This is a genomic window from Chryseobacterium sp. GVT01B (assembly GCF_019970045.1).
Classification (GTDB): domain Bacteria; phylum Bacteroidota; class Bacteroidia; order Flavobacteriales; family Weeksellaceae; genus Chryseobacterium.
The window spans coordinates 71,543-96,167 of the sequence record NZ_JAHXYI010000005.1 but is presented as its reverse complement, the minus strand read 5'-3'; the positions used below and the strand labels follow the sequence as shown (position 1 = coordinate 96,167).

General features: G+C 36.8%; 21 protein-coding genes. 13 read left to right on the top strand and 8 right to left on the bottom strand.

What is annotated here, in order from left to right; genetic code table 11:
• Positions 1-10: 10 nt before the first annotated feature.
• Together LC457_RS12850 and pnuC are read right to left on the bottom strand one after the other, a co-directional pair.
• On the bottom strand, positions 11-691 hold the full coding sequence (locus tag LC457_RS12850) for a hypothetical protein (RefSeq protein ID WP_223600209.1): 681 nt from the start codon (positions 689-691) through the stop codon (positions 11-13).
• Positions 692-695: 4 nt separating this feature from the next.
• Complete coding sequence (gene pnuC, locus LC457_RS12845) at positions 696-1,367, bottom strand: nicotinamide riboside transporter PnuC (RefSeq protein WP_223600207.1); 672 nt, start codon at positions 1,365-1,367, stop codon at positions 696-698.
• A 164-nt stretch (positions 1,368-1,531) separates the two neighbouring features.
• Between pnuC and LC457_RS12840 the strand changes: the two genes are divergently transcribed.
• The 3 genes from LC457_RS12840 to hemN all read left to right on the top strand — a co-directional run bounded on the left by LC457_RS12840 (position 1,532) and on the right by hemN (position 5,647).
• Positions 1,532-3,049 carry an amino acid permease gene (locus LC457_RS12840; RefSeq protein WP_223600205.1) on the top strand — a complete coding sequence of 506 codons (1,518 nt, stop codon included), beginning with the start codon at positions 1,532-1,534 and terminating at the stop codon, positions 3,047-3,049.
• A gap of 48 nt (positions 3,050-3,097) precedes the next feature.
• Positions 3,098-4,111, top strand: coding sequence for a glycosyl hydrolase (locus LC457_RS12835; RefSeq protein WP_223600203.1), 1,014 nt, complete (start codon positions 3,098-3,100; stop codon positions 4,109-4,111).
• Positions 4,112-4,288: 177 nt separating this feature from the next.
• Entirely contained in the window at positions 4,289-5,647 is a 1,359-nt protein-coding gene (gene hemN / locus LC457_RS12830; protein WP_223600201.1) for an oxygen-independent coproporphyrinogen III oxidase, read from the top strand.
• A 141-nt stretch (positions 5,648-5,788) separates the two neighbouring features.
• On the opposite strand, the gene LC457_RS12825 is transcribed toward hemN, so the two are convergent.
• A complete protein-coding gene (locus tag LC457_RS12825; protein WP_223600199.1) occupies positions 5,789-7,153 on the bottom strand; it encodes a sorbosone dehydrogenase family protein in 1,365 nt (454 codons plus the stop codon).
• Between the two features lie 217 nt (positions 7,154-7,370).
• Here LC457_RS12825 and secD point away from each other — a divergent pair, with 217 nt between their 5' ends.
• The 5 genes from secD (at position 7,371) to LC457_RS12800 (ending at position 14,989) form a co-directional block, all read left to right on the top strand.
• The gene (gene secD / locus LC457_RS12820; RefSeq protein WP_223600197.1) at positions 7,371-10,280 is read left to right on the top strand and encodes a protein translocase subunit SecD; all 2,910 of its coding nucleotides are present in this window, start codon (positions 7,371-7,373) and stop codon (positions 10,278-10,280) included.
• Positions 10,281-10,721: 441 nt separating this feature from the next.
• Positions 10,722-11,294: a hypothetical protein gene (locus LC457_RS12815; RefSeq protein ID WP_223600194.1), complete on the top strand. Its 573-nt coding sequence runs from the start codon at positions 10,722-10,724 to the stop codon at positions 11,292-11,294.
• Between the two features lie 83 nt (positions 11,295-11,377).
• The gene (locus LC457_RS12810) at positions 11,378-12,643 is read left to right on the top strand and encodes a hypothetical protein (RefSeq protein WP_223600193.1); all 1,266 of its coding nucleotides are present in this window, start codon (positions 11,378-11,380) and stop codon (positions 12,641-12,643) included.
• 186 nt (positions 12,644-12,829) lie between these two features.
• Entirely contained in the window at positions 12,830-14,068 is a 1,239-nt protein-coding gene (locus LC457_RS12805) for a TCR/Tet family MFS transporter (protein ID WP_223600191.1), read from the top strand.
• 105 nt (positions 14,069-14,173) lie between these two features.
• Positions 14,174-14,989 carry an arylamine N-acetyltransferase gene (locus tag LC457_RS12800; RefSeq protein ID WP_223600189.1) on the top strand — a complete coding sequence of 272 codons (816 nt, stop codon included), beginning with the start codon at positions 14,174-14,176 and terminating at the stop codon, positions 14,987-14,989.
• 63 nt (positions 14,990-15,052) lie between these two features.
• Here the strand turns inward: LC457_RS12800 and LC457_RS12795 are convergent, their stop codons facing one another.
• Positions 15,053-16,003, bottom strand: a complete 951-nt coding sequence (locus LC457_RS12795; protein ID WP_223600187.1) for a hypothetical protein — start codon at positions 16,001-16,003, stop codon at positions 15,053-15,055.
• Positions 16,004-16,444: 441 nt separating this feature from the next.
• Between LC457_RS12795 and LC457_RS12790 the strand changes: the two genes are divergently transcribed.
• The 4 genes from LC457_RS12790 (at position 16,445) to LC457_RS12775 (ending at position 18,712) form a co-directional block, all read left to right on the top strand.
• Complete coding sequence (locus tag LC457_RS12790; RefSeq protein ID WP_047376773.1) at positions 16,445-16,786, top strand: twin-arginine translocase TatA/TatE family subunit; 342 nt, start codon at positions 16,445-16,447, stop codon at positions 16,784-16,786.
• A 2-nt stretch (positions 16,787-16,788) separates the two neighbouring features.
• Entirely contained in the window at positions 16,789-17,355 is a 567-nt protein-coding gene (locus LC457_RS12785; protein ID WP_223600185.1) for a phosphatase PAP2 family protein, read from the top strand.
• Positions 17,352-18,164, top strand: a complete 813-nt coding sequence (locus LC457_RS12780; RefSeq protein WP_223600183.1) for a lipopolysaccharide assembly protein LapB — start codon at positions 17,352-17,354, stop codon at positions 18,162-18,164. Before LC457_RS12785 ends, LC457_RS12780 begins: the two co-directional genes overlap by 4 nt.
• A gap of 95 nt (positions 18,165-18,259) precedes the next feature.
• Positions 18,260-18,712, top strand: coding sequence for a tRNA (cytidine(34)-2'-O)-methyltransferase (locus LC457_RS12775; RefSeq protein WP_223600181.1), 453 nt, complete (start codon positions 18,260-18,262; stop codon positions 18,710-18,712).
• 133 nt (positions 18,713-18,845) lie between these two features.
• Here the strand turns inward: LC457_RS12775 and LC457_RS12770 are convergent, their stop codons facing one another.
• The gene (locus LC457_RS12770; protein WP_223600179.1) at positions 18,846-19,319 is read right to left on the bottom strand and encodes a 23S rRNA (pseudouridine(1915)-N(3))-methyltransferase RlmH; all 474 of its coding nucleotides are present in this window, start codon (positions 19,317-19,319) and stop codon (positions 18,846-18,848) included.
• 326 nt (positions 19,320-19,645) lie between these two features.
• Between LC457_RS12770 and LC457_RS12765 the strand changes: the two genes are divergently transcribed.
• Positions 19,646-20,659 carry a YihY/virulence factor BrkB family protein gene (locus LC457_RS12765; RefSeq protein ID WP_142716321.1) on the top strand — a complete coding sequence of 338 codons (1,014 nt, stop codon included), beginning with the start codon at positions 19,646-19,648 and terminating at the stop codon, positions 20,657-20,659.
• On the opposite strand, the gene nhaA is transcribed toward LC457_RS12765, so the two are convergent.
• From nhaA to LC457_RS12750, 3 genes are all read right to left on the bottom strand, one after another.
• On the bottom strand, positions 20,656-21,834 hold the full coding sequence (gene nhaA, locus LC457_RS12760) for a Na+/H+ antiporter NhaA (RefSeq protein ID WP_223600177.1): 1,179 nt from the start codon (positions 21,832-21,834) through the stop codon (positions 20,656-20,658). The two genes, LC457_RS12765 and nhaA, sit on opposite strands and share 4 nt — an antisense overlap.
• A gap of 2 nt (positions 21,835-21,836) precedes the next feature.
• Positions 21,837-24,047: a bifunctional (p)ppGpp synthetase/guanosine-3',5'-bis(diphosphate) 3'-pyrophosphohydrolase gene (locus LC457_RS12755; protein WP_223600175.1), complete on the bottom strand. Its 2,211-nt coding sequence runs from the start codon at positions 24,045-24,047 to the stop codon at positions 21,837-21,839.
• A 109-nt stretch (positions 24,048-24,156) separates the two neighbouring features.
• Positions 24,157-24,522, bottom strand: coding sequence for a hypothetical protein (locus tag LC457_RS12750; protein ID WP_223600173.1), 366 nt, complete (start codon positions 24,520-24,522; stop codon positions 24,157-24,159).
• Between the last annotated feature and the right edge of the window lie 103 nt (positions 24,523-24,625).

The window sequence follows — 24,625 nt, the reverse complement described above, 5'->3', positions numbered from 1 at the left end:
TATAATCGTTTTATCTAAAGCCGCCTCCGCCGCTCTGTTGTCTGCCTGAACTAGTGCTTTGGCCGCTGGAGCTGTTTCTGAATCCACCGCCGGAAGATTCTGATCTGCCACTGCTTTGGCTGCCGCTGTTTTGGTTCCTGAATCCACTGTTATTTTGGTTACCCTGATTATTCTGGTTACCGCTGCTTTGGTTTCTGAATCCGCTATTACTGTTGGAATTTCTGAATCCGCTGTTGTTTTGGTTACCTTGATTGTTCTGAGAACCGCTATTCTGGTTTCTGAATCCACTATTGCTATTGGAGTTTCTATTATTATTGAACCCTCCGTTATTATTGTATGAACCGTTACCATTCGTTGTACGCGTGTTCTGGAATCCGTTTTGAGGTCTTGAAGAAGAAGCAGATCTTCTTTCTACATAGACTTTTCTTCTGGAGTTATTATAACTGTCATAGTAATAAGGAATTCCATTATCATAGTAGTAATTAACGTTGTTTCTGTAATAATAGCCGTCATTACCATAATACCCGCCGCTTCCGTAATATCCGGAAGGTGCATAGTAATACCCGTTGTTATAATAAGGATCTCCATATCCATAATTTCCGTTACTTCCGTATCCGTCGGTATATGCTAAACAAGAGGTTAAACTGGCAATAGCAAAAATACTGACTGCTATTTTAAATAAATTTTTCATGACTTTATTGTACTTTTTTTTCTTTAAAACTTTTTTTCCAATTGACGTATCCTAAGATAGCCATTATAGTAAATACCAAATATTGAACCGAAGTGATTCCAAGTCCCTTAAAAATCATCATAGGGATGCAGATAATATCTCCGATAATCCAGAAAATCCAGTTGTCAATGCGCTGTTTGGCCATCAACCACATTCCTACTAAAAATATTGAAGTTGTAAAAACATCCATCCAATTTGCCCAGTCCAGATGATACAATCCTAAACTGGTTCCTTCCATAGAAAACTGATTATCAATATAAGGCTTATAATAATAAATAAGAGTAACCAATATCAAACTCAGCACAAAAAGAATACTTGCATATATCCATTCTTTTCGGGTAGCCCAGGTAACCTCTACATGAACATGATCTTCAGAATTTTTTGCCCACAGAACCCAACCGTAAATACTCATAACAGTATAATAGACGTTAATCATGCAGTCTCCCAACAGACCGGCATTGAAAAGAAGGTATACATAGATCAGCGTTGAAATAATGCCGGTAGGGTATACCCATATATTTTTCTTAATGGAAAAAAATACGCTCAGTATTCCGAAAATTGCACCTGATGCTTCCAGCATAATTTGTAAAGAATCATAGCTTTCATAAGGCTTTACAAAAAGATCATATAAATTCATGCAATCAAAAATAAGCAAAAATATGGACTTTTTAAAATGGATTTTATAATGCGTTGTTCAGGTTTTAAATACTTTAATGTAAAATAATTAAGGAAAGTTTAACGATAAACGTGGGAGTTCCTAAATTTTTTATATTTTCGTAAATCCTTAATAAATAAAAAAACATGTCGAAAATTTGGGTTAAAAAGCCACTAAGTGCCTATGAGGCAGATATGAAGAAAAGTGAGCTGAAAAAAGTCCTTGGAAAATGGAGTTTAACAGCAATTGGAGTGGGTGCTATCATCGGAGGTGGAATCTTTGTTCTTACCGGAACAGGAGCCTATTATCACGCAGGACCAGCGCTTGCCATTTCCTTTATCATAGCAGGTATTGCCTGCGTTTTTGCTGCACTGTGCTATGCAGAGTTTGCATCCATTATTCCTGTAGAGGGTTCAGCTTATGCTTATGCATATGGAACGGTAGGAGAAATTTTTGCATGGGCCATGGGGTGGTGCCTTATCCTCGAATATGCCATGGCGAGTATGGCTGTTTCCGTGAGTTGGTCCGGATACTTTAACAAATTTTTGAAAATCTTTAATATTCATTTACCGGCTTATCTTACATCAGATCCTGCCAGTTATACAGGAGATGGTTTTTCAATGAACCTGCCGGCATTTATTCTTGTTCTTTTAATTACTGCATTATTGGTAAAAGGGACTAAAGAAGCAGCAGGGGCTAATAACCTGATTGTTTTGATGAAAACTTCTGCCGTTATCTTTGTAATTATCGCAGGAGTCTATATTATTTTTTCCAATACTGATCTTTACAACGCTGTAGACGGTGTTAAAAACTGGAAACCTTTTATTCCGGATCAGGTACAGATCAAAAATTCTGAAGGAGACCTGGTCTCCGCCTATGGTATTAAAGGAATTATTTCCGGAGCAGCTGCTATTTTCTTTGCTTATATTGGTTTTGATGCCGTTTCTACACAGGCAGGAGAGGCTATTAACCCTAAAAAAGATGTTCCTTTCGCTATTATTGCATCACTATTGGTGTGTACAGCGCTTTACATTTGCGTATCACTTGTTTTAACAGGGATGATGCATTATACAGACTTTAACCCTGAAGGGAAATATCCTGATGCAATCAAAGCGCCTGTAGCGTATGCATTTGAAATTGCAGGAAAACACTGGGCTAGTAATGTAGTAACGATCGCTGCAACAGTAGGATTGATCTCTGTAGTAATGGTAATGATGATGGGACAGTCAAGAATCTTCATCGGTATGGCAAAAGACGGATTAATTCCTGGATTCTTCGGTCAACTTCACCCAAAAACAAAAACACCTTACAAAGGAATCATTTTGTTGGGCGTTGTAGTGGCATTCATCGCAGCATTTACTCCAATTTCAACATTGGCAGATATGACAAGTTTCGGAACCCTGTTTGCATTTACACTGGTTTGTATTGCTGTTTGGGTGATGAGAAAAAAAGAACCTAATCTGATCAGACCATTCAAAGTTCCGGCTTATAAAATAGTTGTTGCATTAGGAGTATTTATCAATATTTATTTGATATTTAACTTAAGTGCTCATGCATTGGAACTTTCTGCTGTGTGGTTATTCTTAGGAGGTTTGGTATATTTCCTTTACGGAAAATCAAACAGTAAACTTAACAATCCTGAAAAATATCAGAACCAAGATTAATAATAATATAAACCGCTTCGGCGGTTTTTTTTGTCCCAATACGATTATATGAAAAAGATTTTTTCCATTTTATTTTTATCCGTAGGTCTTACAGCGTTTTCCCAGCAGGTGGAAAGCCTTGAAACCATTCTTAATGATAAAATAAGTATCAGAGCGCTGGAATTATATGACAACAAAGTCTGGTATAGCGGTACGGATTCCAAGTTTGGGTTTGTAGATCTTAAAGATTATAAAAATCAGAAACAGATCAAGCTGTCTGAAGATAAGCTTCAATTCAGAACGTTAGCACAGAATAAAACTTCTTTTTACGCTATCAATATTGAAAGCCCCGGACGTTTTTTTTCTATTGATAAAAAAACGCTGGAGTCACAGGTTGTTTTTAAAGATACCGCAAAAACCGCTTTCTATGATGCCCTGCATTTTATCAATGATAAGATAGCCTATACTTTTAGTGATGCAGATAAAGATCAGATGCTGAAGCTGGCTATATACAAAGAGGGTACATGGAGTATGTTTAAGAATAATATAAAATTAAACGAGGGTGAGGCTGCATTTGCTGCCAGTAATACCAATATTTCATCATCTAAAAAATACCTGTGGATTGCAACCGGAGGGAAAGCTTCAAGAATCTTGAGAATGAACTTGAAAGATGAAAAGTTTGAAATCTTCAATACACCAGTTGTACAGGGAGAATCCTCACAAGGAATCTATTCCATTGATTTTTTTGAAGATCGTTTCGGGATTGCAGCTGGAGGTGATTATACAAAACAGGATGCCAATGTCAATAATATTGCAACAACTTATGATGGTGGGGAAAGCTGGCAAATTCAGGCTTCAGGACAGAATGCAGGATATACAACCTGTGTGAAAATTAAGCCCGGATCAAAAGGAAAAGAAGTTATTGCAGTTGGAGACAAACATATCAGCTATTCCTCAGATTTTGGAAAGACCTGGAAGAAAATTTCCGATGAGAAAGCGTTTTTCGTGTGTCAATGGATAGATGATAATCATGTTGTTCTTGCAGGAAATAGCAGAATTGCTGTCATGAAATTAAAATTTTAAATATAAGGTATAGAATTTATCACTATTTGTCAAAAGCCTGATCATACGTATTTAGACTCATTATAAAATAGAACCTAATATAATTCATAGGTTAAAATTCATAACTAATAGTTAATTTTGTAAGATGAATTTTAATGATGTTAAATTTCATGCCCTTATAAAATTTTAAATTTCAAAATGAATTCTTTAATAGATAAGTATAATATTCCCGGACCGCGTTACACTTCTTATCCTACCGTTCCGTATTGGGATGAATCAACCTTTTCACCGGAAAAATGGAAGGAAACTGTAATCAGGTCTTTTCATGAAAGCAATGCAGAGGAGGGGATTTCTATTTATATCCATTTACCTTTCTGTGAGGCTTTGTGTACGTTCTGTGCATGCCATAAACGTATTACCAAGCAACACAGTGTTGAAGTACCTTATCTGGAAAGTGTTTTGAAAGAGTGGAAACTTTATCTTGACCTTTTCAACGAAAAACCTAAACTAAAAGAATTGCACTTAGGTGGAGGAACTCCTACATTTTTCTCTCCTGAGAACTTAAGAACATTACTGGAAGGAATTTTTTCAACTGTAGACATTGCGGAACATCCGGAATTCTCTTTTGAAGGACATCCTAACAATACCACGAAAGAACATCTTCAGACTTTATATGACCTTGGTTTCAGAAGAGTAAGCTTTGGAGTTCAGGATTATGATCCTAAAGTTCAGAAAGCGATCAATAGAATCCAGCCCTTTGAAAATGTAAAAAATGTTACAGAATGGGCAAAGGAAATAGGGTACAGAGGAATTAGCCATGATCTTGTATTCGGACTGCCGCACCAGAATTGGGAAGCGATGGAACACACGATCAGAAAAACAATGGAGCTGAAGCCGGACAGACTTGCATTTTACTCTTATGCACACGTTCCATGGGTAAAAGGAGTCGGGCAGAGAGGTTTTGATGAAAATGACCTGCCAAGCGGAGAAGAAAAACGTCGTTTGTATGAAGATGGTAAAAGACTGCTTCAGGATTTGGGATATATCGAGGTTGGGATGGATCATTTTTCTCTTGAGCATGACGATCTGTATCAGTCTTTGATTCATAAAAAACTTCACAGAAATTTCATGGGATATACTTCAAGCAAAACCCAACTAATGGTAGGACTTGGTATGTCTGCCATTTCTGATTCATGGTATGCTTTTGCCCAGAATGTAAAAACGGTTGAGGAATATCAGAAAATGGTTGAAGAAGGTGAGATTCCTGTTGTAAAAGGACATGTTCTGAGCGAAGAAGATCTGATTGTAAGAAGACATATTCTGAATCTGATGTGCCAGCTTGAAACAACTTTTGATATCAACAATTCTTTCCCGGAGCTTGAAAATGCTTTGGAAATGTTGAAAGAAATGGAAAATGACGGGTTGGTGGAGATTAAGGGAACTGAAGTTAAAATTACAGAAGCCGGAAGAGCTTTCACAAGAAATGTAGCCATGGTTTTTGACCTGAGAATGATGAGAAATAAGCCTGAAACAAGGATTTTCTCAATGACAATATAAATCAAAAGCGGTTCAGATCTGAACCGCTTTTTTATTTGCTTTAAAATTTTAGTTGATTATTTTGGTGGTAGTTGTCATGCTGAACATAAACTGAAAGTTTACGGACATCGTTCACGAAGCATGCTATGTTAAAGAATAATTCTATTTAATAATCAATTTCTGACTGTAAGACTTCAATTCTCCGGATTTCAGGTTAATGTAATAAACCCCGGCGGGTATTCCTGAAATATTGATTCCTTTTCCGTTAGATATTTTATCTGCTTCCAATACTTTTCTACCTTCTGCACTGATAATCTCCAGAATTGCTTTTTTATCTGTAATACCATCAATAAAAATTTCTTTGGAAGCAGGATTAGGATATACTTTTATGGTGCCTAAAGTATTTTCCTGAGTTCCTAAAGTCCCTGTGGATATTTTAAAAATCTTTCCGTTATTCACGGCTGCTACATACAATCCTTTTTGATAATCCTCTCCAAAAGTAGAAAAATTATTTCCCGAATAAGGACCTGTCCATGTGATAGCATTATTGTTATCAAGAATTCCAATTTGTGTAGAGCAGTAGTCTGCGAAAAAATATTTCCCCTGAAGTGACGGATATTGAGTTCCTCTGTAAACATAACCACCCGTGATAGAACATTTTCCACCTGAATGGTCATATACGGCAACAGGGAAGGTCATAGTAGACTGAGCTGCACATCCTGCAGTATTGTAAACATTATTTCCTTCATAGCAGCGCCAACCATAGTTTAACCCTGCTGTCGTAATGGGCATTTTATTGATTTCTTCTATAGCTCCCTGGCCAACGTCTGCAATCATCGCATTTCCTGTAGTCAGGTCAAAAGAAAATTTCCAGGCATTTCTGAGTCCATAAGCCCATATTTCATCCGCACCAGCTACGGTTCCTGCGAAAGGGTTATCCGGTGGAATATTATATGGCCCGGTAGCATCCACGTCTATTCTCAACATTTTTCCAAGCAATACATTTTTATTCTGAGCATTATTGTTCGGATCTCCGCCGCTTCCTCCGTCTCCGGTGATGATCCAGAGTTTTCCGTCAGGAGCAAAATGAATGCTTCCTCCATTGTGATTGTCGAATGGTTTAGGAATGTTGAGCAGGATTTTTTCAGAAGCAGGATCAGCCACATTAGAATCAGTTGAACTGACACTGTATCTCGCAACGATGATATTCCCTGCGGAGTTGTTGTAATATACAAAAAAATACCCGTTGGAAGAGTATTGCGGGTGAAAAGCAAGTCCCAGAAGACCTCTTTCACCGCCAAAAATAATCTTTGAACTGATATTCAGAAAATTAGTGGTATTAATTGTCCCGTTGGGTTGAATAATTTTAATAATTCCGTTCTGCTGAACAACAAAAAGCCGGCTGTCATTGGCGTTTGTAATCTCTACCGGGCTGGTAAGTCCCGTGGCAAATTCTTCCAAATTAATGCTTTGAGAATTAGCAATTAAGGAAGAAAAAATACTAATGGTAAAAAGTAATTTTTTCATAATATTTTGATAGTTAGTGTGTTGATTAAGTGAATGAAAATTTTGTACCAATCAGATTTTGAAGACTTCATTACGATAGCATGAAAAAATTGTTAAATCTTAAATAGAACTCAGAATACCAATATATCTGAAAATAAACCATTTCTGTTGTTAAAAATTCATAAAATACAAGAAAATCATTATATTTGCCGACTTAATTTAACGTAGTTATAACAAAATGCAAGGAAAAGGACTTATTACAATTGTCGCTATTGTACTAGGGTTGATTTGCTTAAACGAGCTATTACCAACATGGTACGCCAGCAAAATTGAAAAGCAGGCGACTGCTATTGCAGGAGACAATCCGGAGAAGTATCAGAAAGAAATTGCTAGACTTTCTAAGGATACTTTGAATCTAGGATTCACAAAACTTTATTACACTAAAGCCAAAGACAAGGAAATGAAACTTGGTCTTGACTTGAAAGGAGGGATCAACGTTCTTTTGGAGATCAACCAGAGAGATCTTGTGAATGATTTAACAAATTATTCTACAAATCCTGTTCTTATCGAGGCTTTAAACAAAACTGATGAAGCACAGAAGAATTCTACAAAAGCTTACATCGATAACTTTTTCGAGCAATTCGATCTGGTTAACAAAGCTAAAGGAACAAACCTTAAGTTGGCAGATCCGGAAATTTTCGGAAATACAACCCTTACTGAGGTAAAGTACAACACTCCTGATGAGCAGGTGAAAAGCATTGTTAAAAGAAAAATTGATGCATCTGTAGGAACAGCTTTTGAGGTAATCAGAACGAGAATTGATAAAATGGGTGCTGTGCAGCCAAACGTTCAGAGAGTACCTGGAACAGCTAGAATTTCTGTGGAAATGCCTGGTATGAAGGACATCGATAAAGTGAAGAAAATGCTTCAGACTTCTGCAAAACTCCAGTTCTGGGAAGTACAGCAGGTTCCTGAAATTGCACCTTATTTCCAGACTTTGACAACTATGGTTGCTGCAAAAGGAGATTCTATGGGAGTGGCAAAGAATGTGAACTTCATGAATCTTTTACAGCTTGACAAATTAAGAACGAACGGTGTTGCTAACGTAAAATTATCCGATACAGCTGTTGTAAATAAAATTTTAAACAGTAAAGTAGGTCAGTCTTTACGTCCGGCTAACATTAAATATACACAGTTCATGTGGGGTTACAAACCTGAAGCTACAGATGCTGAAAGCTTGGTATTGTATGCCATCAGAGGTAACATCAACCAAAAGGCTCCGGTAGACGGTGCTGTTGAAACTGCAAACATCAGCTATGATGAGCTGAGCAGAGTTGTGGTTGATATGCAGATGGACTCCAAAGGAGCAAAAGATTGGAAAACATTAACTGAGAAAAACGTTGGTAAGCCGGTTGCTGTAACGCTTGACGGTAGAGTTTATACTGCACCAAACGTTGTAAATGCAATTCCAAACGGTAGAACTCAGATCTCTGGTAACTTCTCTCAGGAAGAAGCTAAAGAACTGGTTGACGTTTTAGGAGCAGGTAAATTACCGGCAGGAGCAAAAGTAGTTCAGGCTACAGTTGTAGGGCCTTCATTAGGACAAGAATCTATTGATGCGGGTGTAATGTCATTCGGTATTGCATTCTTATTAATTATTGCTTATATCATTTTCTATTACGGTGGAGCTGGGGTTTATGCAGTAATTGCAATGATTATCAACCTATTCTACATTTTCGGAATTATGGATTCCGTAGATGCTACCCTTACACTTCCTGGTATCGCAGGTATTGTACTTACAATGGCCATGGCGGTAGATACGAACGTAATTATCTATGAAAGAACTAAAGAAGAACTTTTTGCAGGAAAAAGTATTCTTGAAGCATACAAAGACGGTTTCAAACATGCATTAAATGCTATTGTTGATGGTCACTTAACGACATTATTGACAGCGGGTGTACTATTCCTTTTCGGAACAGGGCCAATCAAAGGTTTTGCATTAACGTTAGGAATCGGTATCTTGATGACATTCTTTACTTCGGTATTGATTTCAAGAGTAATGATCTTCTCCAGATTGAATAAAGGAAAACACCTTTCAGTTTGGACAGGTGCTACAAAAAATCTTTTCAGAAATACATGGATCGATTTTATTGGAAAAAGAAAATATGCATACATCATTTCCGGTGTTTTAACTGTTGTTTGTATCGCATCTATTGCCATCCACGGATTCAAATATGGTATCGACTTTACTGGAGGTAGAAACTATGTGGTGAGATTTGATAAGGCTGTAAATGCTGAAGATGTTGAGGCTAATTTAGTGAAGGTATTCCAGACTGAGGATGGTAAAAACTCTTCTGTAGAAGCTAAAACTTTCGGTAATGACAAGCAGTTGAAAATCTCTACAGATTACCTTATCGAAGATGAATCTTTAAAAGCTGACCAGACTGTTGAGCAGAAATTGTATGACGGATTAAAATCCAGCTTACCTGCAAACATGACGTTAAAAGATTTCAAATCTGCAGATAAAGATCACTCAGGAATTATTTCTTCTGAGAAAGTAGGACCTACGGTTGCTGACGATATCAAGACTCACGGTATTCTTGCTGTAGTCGCAGCATTAGCAGGTATTTTCATCTATATCTTGGTAAGATTCAGAAAATGGCAGTTCTCTCTTGGTGCTGTTGCAGCTTTATTCCACGATGCGGTTATCATTTTGGGAGCTTATTCATTGCTTCATAAGTTTATGCCGTTCAACATGGAGATCAATCAGGATTTCGTTGCTGCAATCCTTACTGTATTAGGTTACTCAATCAATGATACGGTAATTATCTTCGACAGAATTAGAGAATACTTAAGAGAGAAAAAATCTTTAACATTAGCAGGTCTTTTTGATGACTCTATCTCAAGTACATTGGGTAGAACGTTCAACACCTCATTTACTACGATTCTGGTTATCCTTGCGATCTTCATTTTCGGTGGTGATAACTTGAGAGGATTCATGTTTGCTATGTTAATTGGTATTGGATTCGGTACGTATTCATCTATCTTTATTGCGTCTGCAATTGCTTATGACTTCCTTAAAACAGGAAAAGAAGAAGAGGTACATGGAAAAACCACTTCTACAAAAGAAGAGCTTGCTTCAAAGTAATACAAACTACAATAAATTAATAAAGACCGTTTCGAAAGAAGCGGTCTTTTTTTATATACTTTTACCGCTTTATGAGTTTATAATCAGTTTAATAGCAAGTAACAGATGTTTTCAGAGATGTAGATATTCTTTCATAAGTAACAGTTGAATTTTCAAGTAATTATTAATTATTTTATTCATTTTTTATTGGTAACTATTTATTAGTTGTTTTCATTCTGATTTTATTGTTTATTTTTTAATAAATTTCATTTTTTTAAATTGTGTTAAAGTAGACTTATGTTTAATAACTCAAATTTTAGAGAGTAAAACTTTTTGTATAATTGCCGAATAATAGAGGGTTTTTACGAGTTTCTATTGAAATGGTTATTTTATTTAAAAATTATTAAAAAATAAGAGTTTTATGTAATTAATTATTTTATATTTACTGTAAACAAAACAAAAATGAAAGTCGAAAAATTATTCGTTGCTGCGGCATTATGTGCTGCCAGTTTCCTTTACGCTCAGGTTGGGATTAGTACTTCAAATCCTGATAAAAGTTCTGCATTAGATGTTACAGGCACCAATAAAGGTGTATTGATCCCCAGAATTGCCGATCTCACAACAATAGCTACACCAGCTAATGGTTTATTGGTTTATGATCTTACAAGACAGGCATTGGCTCAGAATATCGGAACACCTTCCAGTCCAAACTGGATCCCGATCAGTGGAAATGTCGTTAAGTTCTTCTATATGCCTTCCATCAGTATTGATACTTCTACGTTAGGTACAGGAAGAACAAAGGACTTATTCCAGCTTTATAAAACTCAGTTTTCCACCCCAAAAGTTTCAAGTACAGGAGCTCCGGGAGCGATTCCTTTTTTTGTAAATGCTACAGATCTGTATTATTATGTGACTGATTTTGACAGTACAGTTTTAAGCAATGTAAGCATTGATGCGAATGGAATTCTTCGCTATGATGTGATAGGATCGGCTACTGCCTGTTCTTTTGTGAATATTGTATTTGTAATCAAATAATTTTAAGAGATATACAGTCATTATGACCATCCTTGTTCAGGGGTGAGTATCCCGTGTATAATTAACTTTAAAAATTGTTGATGATGAAAACAAATTCAATATTACAATATATGCTTATAGCAGTTTGTCTTTTTGTATCAGGCAAAATGACATCTCAGGAGATGGTAACACTTCCCAATGGCGGATGTGGGAGATTATTGGATACCAATACATCAAGCTCAAGTGATGGCGGGTTTCTTTGTTTCAGATTGGGAAAAGAAGCGGCTAATCCTAATAATATGACTGATACGGATGTCAATTCATTTGCCTCTTTAAAGCCGGGTACAGGTGCCGGCCTTTTCTGCAGCATGTATGTAGGGGTTGGAACCAATGGTGCCGATTTTCAGGCTAATAAACCTGTGTATATTGACTTTGCTTCGGATGGTTTCAATTTTAATCCCAGTTTTAACGGGGGAAATTTTGTTTTCTATAATAATGGACAGGAAATCTACCGTACAGGTATCAATGGTCATTTCTTCTTTGATTTTGGTGATAATCAGGGGCGCAGGATAATTAAAGTAATTCCCACAGCAGCATGGGATGAAGTAAGGCTGGACTTTGGAGAAGCTATAGGGGTGGGTTTCTCATTCAGTCAGATGAGGGTGTATAATATTCTTTCTGAATATTATCTGGCTCCTATGACGTATCTGTCCCAACCTTCGGATAAAATTGTGGCTGCAGGCGGATCAACAACTATGACTGCTGTGATCAATAATACTCCTACAGATGAAACTCCGGATAATATTACTTATCAATGGCAGGTTCTTAACGGAAGTACCTGGACTAACCTGACGAATGGTACTAACTACAGCAATGTTACTTCGTCCACTCTTACGATCAGCAATGTTCCTGTAGGATTTAATAATAATCAATACCGTGTAGTGGCCAACTCCAGTTTTCATACCTGTTCCTTCCAGGCAATTTCTACTGTGGGAAGACTTTTTGTCAACTCTGTAAATGATCCCGGAGCTATTTCGGCAGACCAGACGGTGTGTATGGATATCAGCAATGATCCGGCTGCGTTTAATCAGACTACAGCAGCACAGGTAAGTGGTTCAGCAGAATATCAATGGCAAAGTTCGGCAGATAATATAACATTTGTGAATATTACCAATGCAACATCTGTTACTTATGATGCCCCACCAGTTACACAGACTACTTATTATCGCAGGGGCGTGAGGTCTGTACTCAGCGGAAATACTACTGGCTATCAATACACCAATGTGGTAAAAGTAACTGTAAAACAAAACTGTCTGATCAAATGTATTATTACAAACCGAATGATATATACAAAGTTGAATTCCAATTAAATAGTTTGATTTCTGATTGATTATACAAGTCTGTTTCAAAAGAAAAATTTGGAACAGGCTTTTTTCTTGTTGAATAGCTGATATAAATACTAAAAAGTAAATTAAGGATATTATTCATGTTATACTTCTTTAATACATGGAAATTTAGAACCATTATTTTTAAGATTTGATTAATTTTGCACCATCATGGAAAATTCAAAGAAAAAAGCAGCTATAGGCTTTATATTTATTACTTTACTGATTGATATTACAGGATGGGGAATCATTATTCCTGTTGTTCCCAAATTAATTGAGGAACTTATTCACGCAGATATTAGTGAAGCCGCAAAATATGGTGGCTGGCTTGGATTTGCCTATGCATTTACCCAATTTATATTCTCTCCGCTTGTCGGAAACCTGAGTGATAAATATGGACGCAGGCCTGTGATCCTGATTTCTCTTTTCGGATTTGCCGTGGATTATATTTTCCTTGCTCTGGCACCCACAATCTGGTGGCTGTTTCTCGGAAGAATTATTGCCGGAATAACGGGCGCAAGTGTCACCACGGCCAGTGCCTACATAGCAGATATTTCAACTGATGAAGACAGGGCCAAGAATTTTGGACTGATAGGTGCCGCTTTTGGGCTCGGATTTATTATAGGTCCGGTTCTGGGAGGAGTGCTTGGTCACTATGGAGCCAGAGTTCCTTTCTATGCAGCTGCGGGCTTGTGTCTGCTTAATTTCCTGTATGGATATTTCATCCTTCCCGAAAGTTTGGATAAAGATAAAAGAAGAGAGTTTGACTGGAAACGTGCAAATCCTATTGGTTCATTTAAATTTTTAGGTAAGCACCCTGAAATTTCGGGACTTATTCTTTCTTTAATATTGATTTATATTGCAGGTCATGCTGTACAGAGCAACTGGAGCTTCTTTACGATGTATAAGTTCAACTGGACAGAAAGAATGGTGGGAATTTCATTAGGAGTAGTAGGTTTATTGGTAGGTCTTGTACAAGGTGGGCTTATCAGATGGACTACACCAAGACTTGGAGAGCAGAAAAGTATTTATTACGGACTGGCTTTCTACGCAGTTGGAATGTTGCTGTTTGCTTTTGCCTCTGAAGGATGGATGATGTTTGTATTTTTGGTTCCTTATTGCTTAGGAGGAATCTGTGGACCGGCATTACAGTCTGTCATCACAAAAAGCGTTCCTTCCAATGAACAGGGTGAACTTCAGGGAGCGTTGACGAGCTTAATGAGTGCAACTTCTATTATTGGACCTCCGATGATGACGAATCTGTTTTACTTTTTCACGCATGATGAAGCGCCGTTCAAGTTTTCCGGTGCTCCTTTCTTTTTAGCATTTATTTTAATGGCGGTTAGCGTTGTGATTACTTATTCTGCATTTCAGAAAAAAGGAAAAGTAAAAATAGAAAAGGAGTTTTAGAATCAATAGATTTGTTGTATTCTGGCCATATATGCCGCTCGGGTCCAATCTATTCAATAATTTTACAGGAGTAGTTTTTCTACTTTTTTAAACACAAAATAAATTATGAATACATTAAACCTGGAAAAGTATTTCGAACGGATTCATTTCTCCGGAACTCCGGAAATGAGTATGGAGGTATTGAAAACAATACATCAGCTTCATCCTAAACATATTCCTTTTGAGAATATTGACTCTTACACAGGAACAGTTCCTTCTCTGGATCTGGATAATATTTTCAAAAAACTGGTTACAGAATCGAGAGGCGGGTATTGCTATGAACAAAATTTACTTTTAAGAGAAGTGCTTTCAAGCCTGGGATTCCTTGTTGAACTGCAATTGGGAAGGGTCGTATGGCGAAGAGAAGAAGACAGCAGTGCTGCCAGAAGCCATTTGATGCTTATCGCTGATATAGAAGGGCAAAAATATCTGGTAGATTGCGGTTTTGGAACGACTACACTTACCACACCTTTATTATTAAATAACGAAGAACCACAACAGACCCCGAACGGTCTCTTTAAGATTTCACAAAAAGAAGGAATGTATCTCCTGTGGATCTGGAAAGAAAAATGGCTGCCGATTTATCGTTTTGCACTCGAACAAGTTGAACATGCAGATCTGGAAATTTCCAACTGGTACTTGTCTACACATCCTGAATCCAACTTCAAGAAAAATCTGGTGCTTTCCAAAGTAGATGAAGAAGCCCGTTACACTTTCAGTCAGAATACTCTGAATATAAGATATGAAAAAGGAGAGAAAGAATCTGTTTTGATTCATAATAATGAAGATTTGTTTGCCATGCTGAAAGCCACCTTCGGACTGAAAGAAAATGCAGTAGAACTATTGAAATCAAAACTGGAATTGAAATTTTCAAATCCTTAATATAAAATACAAACGGGAAGCCCAGCGAGTTTCCCGTTTTTTGAAATCTGATTTTTATGAAAATTATGGATAAAGGGATTTTGTCCCGTTACTGACAATATTACTGCCCAATCCTGAGAATGACACAGAAAAGTTAGTGGAATTAAAGCTTAAAGAACCTGTAGGCGTACAAAGTCCCAATGCATAACGACATTGTCCGTAAGCACCTGTTTTCTTTGTAATCTTACTTTCACTTTTCGCTTTCCCTAAACTGATATATCCCCAATCGCTTACATCTGCATTGGAAACTGTAGAACCGGAATAATAAATCGTAATCTGATATCCGGCTTCACCTCTTTTGGAACCCCACAGCCAGCTTGCTGTCCACCATTGTTTATACCAGGTAGAGACTACTTTTGCTGCCTGATTGTTGTCGGAAGATTCCGAATTTCCACGCGGATCCATCATGATAAGACCTCCGAAAATGTTGTCCCAGATAATCCCTGAATCTTTGTAAAAACATAGAGTGGTAAATGTTCCGTTTTTTCCGTTCCATGTTATTTCCATAACGTTGGTTCCGGCTTTCACTTCTTCAGTGACAGCTTCTTTCAGCCCCTGCTGAGCTGTTGTCAGATCATCACCATTGTATAAATCTCCAATTTTTCCAATCTTTACTGAAGAGGGATCCATAATGTTTCCCGATGCGATAAACTGGTCTTTGTCGGTGATCAGATTATTGGAAAGATCAATACCTTTTTGAGTTGAAATTTTTCCCAATACTTTCACTTCTGCAATCTGCAGATCATTTTTCAGATAAGTTTCAAGATTTTTTCCGGATTCATTCAGTTGAAGCTGTACTGCTTCAGGAATAATTTGAGAGGAAAGAGGAGTGATCTCTTTTTTCAGGTCTGCGACGGTTGTTTTTGCCTGAACTGTTTCCTGCTGATTGATTTCGTTGTTTTCATTCTGGCAGCTATTGAATGCCAATACCGATAATACGGCGAAAACTTTAAAAGTAGTCACTAGTTTTTTCATAATATATTTGTTTGGTTGTGCATTATAAATATACAGAATTGTTGTGTAATTCTCATTGTTTTGAATTAAATATTTGTTAATTTGTAGTTTGTAGGGATTAGATGATAGGTAGCAGGTAGCAGGGAAAATATTCTGTGAAATAGTAATACATGTCTATTGAAAGTCAATTGTGAATTTTGCTTCGCAAGTTAATGGTGAATGTGGAAGAGACAAGATTCATGAGGTAATAGAACCAGCAACAAAAAACCTTGAACCTTGAACGAAGATAATTACAACTGAAATAGAACCATCAACAAAAAGCAACCAACAACCATCAACAAAAACAACCATCAACAAAAACAACCTTGAACTCAAAACTCTGAAATTTTACAAAATCTTAAAATTTGTTTAAATTTTTAGTTTACCATTCATAAATGCAATAATCTTTCGTAATTTTACCGGATGGAATTAAGCATTGGAGAAATGGCACTCATTGCCATTGCAATCGTTGTATTATTCGGCCCGGATAAACTGCCTCAGATTGCGCGTGACTTAGGTGCAGGCGTTAGAAAAATGCGTGGAGCAGTAGAAGATATCAAGACTGAAATCATGAAGGAAACAGATAATCCTGTTTCTGAAATAAAGCGTGAGATTGAAAAGGTAAAAGATGCTGCCAAAGATTTTAACCCGATGAAGGATATTGAAAAAGATATTCTGACAGAACCTGGTACTCTTGCTTCTAACGAACCTCCAAAGCCGAAGCCGGCTGATGATGAGACTTATGAAGGACCTGTAAGCAGATAATCATGGAGGAAATCATTCAGGAAGATAAAAAGGTATTTCTTTACCTTAATAATCTGGGCGATTCATCTTTCGACCAGTTTTGGATGCTGATTTCAAGTACTTGGATCTGGGTACCTCTTTATATTATTTTTCTTTATTTTTTATACAAAAATTATCAACTAAGAACTTTAGTTTTTATTCTCATATTTATAGGGCTGGGGGCTGTTGTTTCTGATCAGCTTGCCAATGTTTTCAAATATGGGGTAGCTAGGTTAAGGCCATGCCATGACCCTACCTTAGAGCATCATATGAGGATTGTGAAATGTGGCGGACAGTTTGGGTTTTATTCGGCTCATGCTTCCAATACCTTCTTTTTGGCAACTTATTTAGGTATTTTACTGAAAAAGAAGATTAAATGGTTTCCTTATACTATATTTGCATGGGCTCTGGTTGTTTCGTACAGCCGAATCTATTTAGGAGTGCATTTCCCAATTGATATTTTGGTGGGGGCGTTTGTTGGATCTTTATTGGGAGTGATATTTGGTGCACTCGCCAAAAAAGTGATCAATAAACAAACTATAACCTCATGAAAAAAACTTTATTATTAGTAACTTCCCTTTGTTTTTCCCTTAATTTCTATGCCCAGGATAAAAAACTGGCCGCAGACTGTTTTAATAAAGCTGATTATAAATGTGCTGAAGAGCAATACTTAAAACTGGCTGAGAAAGAGCAGATTCAAAAATTTCAGTCGGAATATTATGATTATCTCGGGACAGCTCAGAGAAGGCTGGGGAAGACCACTCAGGCTTTTAAATCTTATGATTCTGCCTTAAAAGCAAACCCTATGTCTGTTTCAGTATATGTCAATCTGTCATCGCTTTACAGCCAGAAAGGAAACAAGATAAAAGCACTGGAATATGTAGAAAAAGGATTAAAAGTGAATCCTGAAACTCCGGATTTATACCTTACCCGTTCCAAAATTTACGACAGCCAGGGAAAAAAGGATCTTGCCATCAAAGATCTCAATCAGATTCTGACTTTTGCACCCGATAATATTTTTGCAAAAACAGGACTGGCCAATCTGAAAAAAAATAATGGTGACCTGGACGGCGCTTTAAAAGATTACAATACACTTATTTCTGAAAAACCAGAATCATTGCTTTACAATGGCCGCGCTGATGTGTATTTTAAAATGAAAAAATATAAAGAAGCGCTTACTGATGCTAATAAAGCCATTTCCATAGATCCGAAATTTGCGCAATCCTATGTGAGCAAAGCTATGATTCTGATGGATACTTCTAAACTTAAGGAAGCATGTACAAATCTGGATAAAGCGGTTGCTTTGGGTTATGAAAAAGCGGTGCTGACGGATTCCTATGCTAAATGTGGCAAGAAATAAATTGAAATTTATAACCCTGACTATTTAACTAAATCCAAACTAAAATACCAAAATCTGGTTTAACTGTTTTTAAAAACGAATAAAGAAAAAGAGAGATGCTGAATATTGTTCTTGTAGAACCTGAAATACCGAATAACACAGGAAATATCGGAAGATTATGTGTAGGAACCGAAAGCAGATTACACCTGGTTCATCCATTTGGATTTGTAATTAATGACAAAAACCTGAAACGTTCCGGGCTGGATTATTGGGTACATCTCGATGTTTCTGAATATGAAAATGTTGAAGAATGGATTCAGCAGATCCCTGATCAGTCCCGTGTTTTTTTAATGAGTTCACATGCTGAAACATCATATCTGGAAACCGATTTTCAGGATGGTGACTGGCTGGTTTTCGGAAAAGAGAGTGTAGGCCTGAGTAAAGATGTTCTGGATCGTTTTGAAAATCATCTGACCATTCCTATGTCTAAACTGATCAGGAGTTTTAATATCGCTAATTCCGTTGCTTTTGTAGTGGGGGAGGCGAAAAGGCAGATTGGCCTGAAATAGAGATAAGTTAGCTCAAAAGTCAAATTATTTGGCTTTTGTCATTCTGAACGAAATGAAATGTAGTGAAGAATCTCAGAAATTGTATTGGTGAGATTCTTCCTTCGTCAGAATAACATTCTTGAGAACCTCTTTTTTAATCGTTATGATAAGGCTTGCCCTGCAGAATCTGATCAGCGCGGTAAAGCTGCTCAACAATGAACAGGCGGATCATCTGGTGGGTAAAAGTCATTTTGGATAAAGAGATTTTTTCATTCGTTCTGCTGTACATTTCTTCAGAAAAGCCATAAGCACCTCCAATCAGAATATGTACTTTTTTCACAGAAGAATTCATCCAGGTATCAATTTTCTGCGAAAATTCACGGCTGGTAAACTGTTTCCCTTTTTCATCAAGAATCACTACCAGATCGTTTTTGTCGATATGATTTAAAAATAATTTGGACTCTTCCTTTTTAAGAAGATCAGGAGATAGATTTTTAGCATTTTTAACATCCGGAATTTCAGTGATTTCAAAATTCCAGTGTTTAGGTAAACGGTTGAGATAGTAATTGATTAAAGACGTAATTTCCTTATCGTCTGTTTTACCGATACAAAGTAAACTGATTCGCATTGTAAGAAGTTTCAGAGTGCAAAGATAGGGCTTCGGGGAGAAAAGTTCAAAGTTTTGGGTTGAATGTTGCAGGTTGTTTAAAGTTCAAGGTTTAAAGTTTAAGGTTTTTTGTTGCTAGTTCTATTACCTCATGAATCTTGTCTCTCCACCAACATTCACCATTCATTTGCGAAGCAAAATTCACTATTGACTTCCAATAGACATGTATTACTATTTTACAGAATATTTTCCCTAATCCCTGCTACCTTCAATCTGCCACCTATCACATTCAATCTTTTCCTTATTTAATTTAATTCCCCTACATTTGTATAAAGACAAACAGATCGATGAGTGTAAAGGTTCCCAGATTTATTTTGAAGATTCAAGAGTTTTTTGACAGCATCCATATTCCTGTTTTGGGAATATCGCTTTGGCAGATGTTTCAGATCTATATCTCCGGGATTTTCAAAGGAAAAATTGGTAGAAAAGCGGCGGCTATTTCCTGGAGCTTTACCATAAGTCTTTTTCCGTTTATTCTGTTTCTGCTTTCTGTTTTACCTTACATGCCGCATTATGATAAACTGCAGTTCTATATTTTTGATGTGCTGATGCATAATGTGTTCCCTTCAAATATGGAAGGTGACGTAAGAGGATATATAGAAAGCAATATCATCCCAAATATGAGAGGGATCAGTAATCTGACCATTGTTCTTGCGCTTGTTTTTGCTACAAATGGTACATTTTCTCTGATTAATGGTTTTAATGAAAATACGGATGAAAAACTGAGTGATGTAAAGGAGTTTATTCTTTCATTCTTTATCACAATAGGTTTTATTACCATTGTTTTTTTAGCACTTTTCGGGGTGTATTATGTGGAGGTCGTAATGAAGCTGTTTACACCTGCTTATGATATTACCTGGCTTGTAGATAACCTCTCCAGTATTATTGGATTCGTTTCTTTTCCTCTTTTTTACTTTATCCTTCTGACCTTATTTTATTGGTTAGGAACGGTGAAGATTACAAGATTCCGACAGGCGGTTCCTGGTGCTATTTTAACCACAATACTGTTCGTTGTTACTACTTATATTTTTGCGATTTATGTAAAGGATATTGCGCGGTATAATGTACTTTACGGATCTATCGGAAGTATGATCCTGCTGATGGTTTGGGTGAATGTGAATGTATATCTGCTTTTATTCGGAAATGAGCTGAATATGGCCATCAGAAAGCTCAGAATAGAAAAGCTGCTGTCTGATGAAATCCAGAGAGAAACCATACACTATCACAGCCAGATTACAGAACCTGACTTTGATGGTGACGAAGAACACAAGAGAAAACTGGAAACCCGAAAAAAAGATTAATTCTCTTCCAGTTCGGGATTTTCTTTTGAACTTATACTTAATATGGTAAATCCTGCAATAGCAGCTATAAAGGAAGCAATCAAAATAGCAAATTTCGCTTCATCCTGAATAGGAATTTCTCCTTTAAAAGAAAGCAGTGCAATAAAAATGGACATGGTAAATCCAATTCCGGCCAACAGACCTACACCAATCATTTGAAGCCAGTTGCTGTTTTGAGGCAGAGAACTAAGCTTTAATTTGATGGCAATAAGTGAAAACAGATTGATACCGATCAGTTTACCCAAGACCAAACCGCAAATAATTCCCAATCCTAATGTACTTGTAACACCGGCAACCATTTCACTGGAAAAAGTAATATTGGTATTCGTTAAAGCAAATATAGGCATGATCAGGAAGCTTACCGGAATGTGAAGCTGGTGCTCCAGTTTTTCCAATGGTGATATTTCTACATGGGAAGCATTGGTAGGTATTGAAAAGGCAAGTAAAACACCTGCTATAGTAGCGTGAATTCCGGAGTGATGAAGGAAATACCATAAAAACAGCCCGGGAATAATATAAAATATAGTTTTGGTTACTTTTAAGAAATTTAAAATAAACAGCAGGGCAGTCACTCCAAAAGATAACAGGAGATAGCTCCAGTGGATTTGTTCGGTATAGAAAATAGCAATCACAAGAATCGCTCCCAGGTCGTCTACGATAGCCAATGCTGCTAAAAATATCTTGATAGAATTGGGAATCTTTTTACCCAACATCGAAATAATTGCCAATGAAAAAGCAATATCAGTGGCCATAGGAATTCCCCAGCCATTGCTGTATTCCGTTCCGGTATTAAAAATGCTGTAGATTACAGCAGGAACAAGCATTCCGCCTACCGCCGCAAAAATGGGAAGCGAGGCATTTTTAAAGGATGAAAGCTCACCTTCTACAAGTTCCCGTTTTATTTCAAGACCTACCAGAAGGAAGAATACGGCCATCAATCCGTCATTGATCCAGATGCTGACAGGATATTCCAGCCCAAAAATATGGGTGCCTACTTCTTTGTCTAAGAAATGCTGAAAATTCTCTGCAGCAGAGGAATTGGCAATAAGCAATGAAACAAGTACACAGAAAATAAGAATAATTCCTGAAGACTGACTGTTGTTGAAAAATTTTTTAAAATATAGAGATAAATTCATGTTTATGATTGTAGTCGTCTCACTCTTGAAACACCATTAATATTTTTAAGCTTTTTGAAAGTTTCTTCCAGCTGGCCTTTATTTTTAACTTCGAGAATGATATTTCCTGTGAAAACTCCATTGTTGGATTCAATAGAAAGACTTTTCATATCCATTCCCATACTTCCGCTGATGACCGTAGTGATATCATTAATCATACCCATTCTGTCAAGTCCTTCAATTTCAATTTTCACTCTGTTTTTGAAGCTTTCGGCATTCACCCATTTGGCAGGAATGACACGGTAGTCATACTGAGCTCTCAGGTTGATGGCATTCGGGCAGCTATCACTGTGAACTTTAATTCCGTCTGAGATGGTGATAAATCCGAAAATTTTGTCCCCTGGAATTACCGTACAGCATTTTGCATAGCTGTAGTTCAGTTTTTCTTCATCTTTCCCAAAAATAATCATGTCAAGGTTTTCCTCTTTCGGTTCCTCGAAATGCTGATTTTTATTAGGTGATTTTCTGAATCTTGACAGTAAGTTGTTAAATACGTTTTTACTTTCAATGTATTTTCTCAAACTACTGACATCCAATTCATTGCTTTGGAATTTAAGAAATAGCTCCTGAGAAGATTTTAAATTAAAGAACTTTTGAAGTTTATTAATTTCTTCATCATTGAAATTGATTTTTGCGTGACGAAGTTTTCTTTGCAGGATTTCTTTTCCTTCTTCTACCAGTTGATTTTTCTGAGAGTTAAGATAACTTTTGATCTTTGATTTGGCTTTTGAAGTCACTACGAATTCCAGCCAGTCAGATTTTGGTTTCTGATTCTGTGATGAAAGAATATCCACCTGATCCCCATTTTGGAGGATATAGGAGATTGGAACCAGCTTTCCATTGATTTTAGCTCCCAGACATTTCATCCCTAAGTCAGAATGGACTGAGAAGGCAAAGTCCAGAGCGGTAGCATTGGTGGGCAGAATTTTAATTTCTCCTTTCGGGGTAAATACAAATACCTCTTTGGAGTATAAATTAAGCTTAATATTATCCAAAAGTTCCGATGTAGAAAGGTTTTGCTGCTGTTCCAGAACTTCACGGATTTCGGTTACCCATTTTTCAAAGTTTCTGTCATCAGAACTCTGTTTGTAGCCTTCTTTGTATTTATAGTGAGCGGCAACACCCTTTTCAGCAATTTCATCCATCCGTTCAGAGCGGATCTGAACTTCAATCCATTTTCTGTCCGGACCTAAAACCGTTAAGTGTAAACTTTCGTATCCTGTAGAACGAGGCTGTGTAATCCAGTCACGCATTCTTGACGGGTTACTGTGGTATACATCCGTAACGATAGAGTAGATCTTCCAGGCAAGAAATTTTTCATTTTTTGCATCCGATTTGTAAATAATCCTGATGGCATAGTTATCAAAAACTTCCTCAAAGGAAACTCCCTGCTTCAGCATCTTTCTGTAAATAGAGGATATTGCTTTTGCACGGCCTTTGATTTTAAAGTTTAAGCCTTCTTCACGAAGTCTTTCCGATACTTCTTTGGTAAACTCTTCGATATATCTTTCACGGCTTTCTTTGGCAAGTTCCAATTTTTCCGTGATCTCGTTGTATACTTCGGGGCTATTATATTTTAAAGAAAGGTCTTCCAGCTCAGATTTGATGTTGTACAATCCAAGACGGTGGGCCATGGGAGCATAGATATAAACCGTTTCTGAAGCGATTTTTTTCTGTTTATCGGGAGCCATACTTTCCAATGTCCTCATATTATGAAGACGGTCTGCAATTTTAATCAGAATAACTCTGAAATCCTCGGATAAAGTCAGTAACAGTTTTCTGTAATTTTCAGACTGTACAGAGATATTCTGGTGGTTCATGATGGAGATTTTAGTCAGCCCATTCACGATACTGGCGATTTTTTCTCCAAAGATTTTTTTCAGATCTTCGTAAGTATAATCAGAATCTTCAATCACGTCATGCAACAGTGCACAGGCAATAGAAGTCGCTCCAAGACCAATCTCTGTCGCTACAATTTTAGCAACAGCAATAGGGTGGTAGATGTAAGGTTCTCCGGATTTTCTCCTTTGATCCTTGTGAGCATCCAAAGCGATATCGAATGCTTTTCGGATAAGTTTATTATTTTCCTCATCCAACGTTCTGTATGTGTTAGAAATCAGGTCCTTATATCTTGCAAGGATCTCTTTATTCTCTTGTTCTAAATCGTAACTCATTTGTGCACATGCCTATAATAAGACGAAAATACGAAATTTTTTAGTTTTTTCAAACATAAAAGATCCGCAGAATACACTACGGATCTTCGGCTATTAGATTTTATATCGATTAGAATTTCACTTCAGAATTCATACCGTCACTTGACGTTTTAATCTTAATTTCGGGACTGGTGTGGATTTCAGCTCTGTTTCTTGCATCAATATACCTTTTGATGGTATCGTAATTGGTTTCATTGATCTTCATGTTTTCAAATAAATATGATTTCAATGCTGCATTCTGAACAAATGCATTTCGTGCAAGGTCTATCTGATTGAGATCATTTACGGTAACGCTTGCCAAATATTGGGAATTACCGGAACCATCATTAAGGTATACAATGTAATCTGAAGTTCCGAATCCTAAATTTTCCAGATCACTTTCCAGTTTTTTGTAGTCGCTGTGATGACCAAATACTCCAGCTAATATATGTGACATAGTTAATTGGTTTTAAAGTTCTCATTAAAGTTAGTAATAATTTTCTGATTATTATTGTGTTTAAGGCAATATAATTTGTTAATTAATATTCTGTTTTCAATAG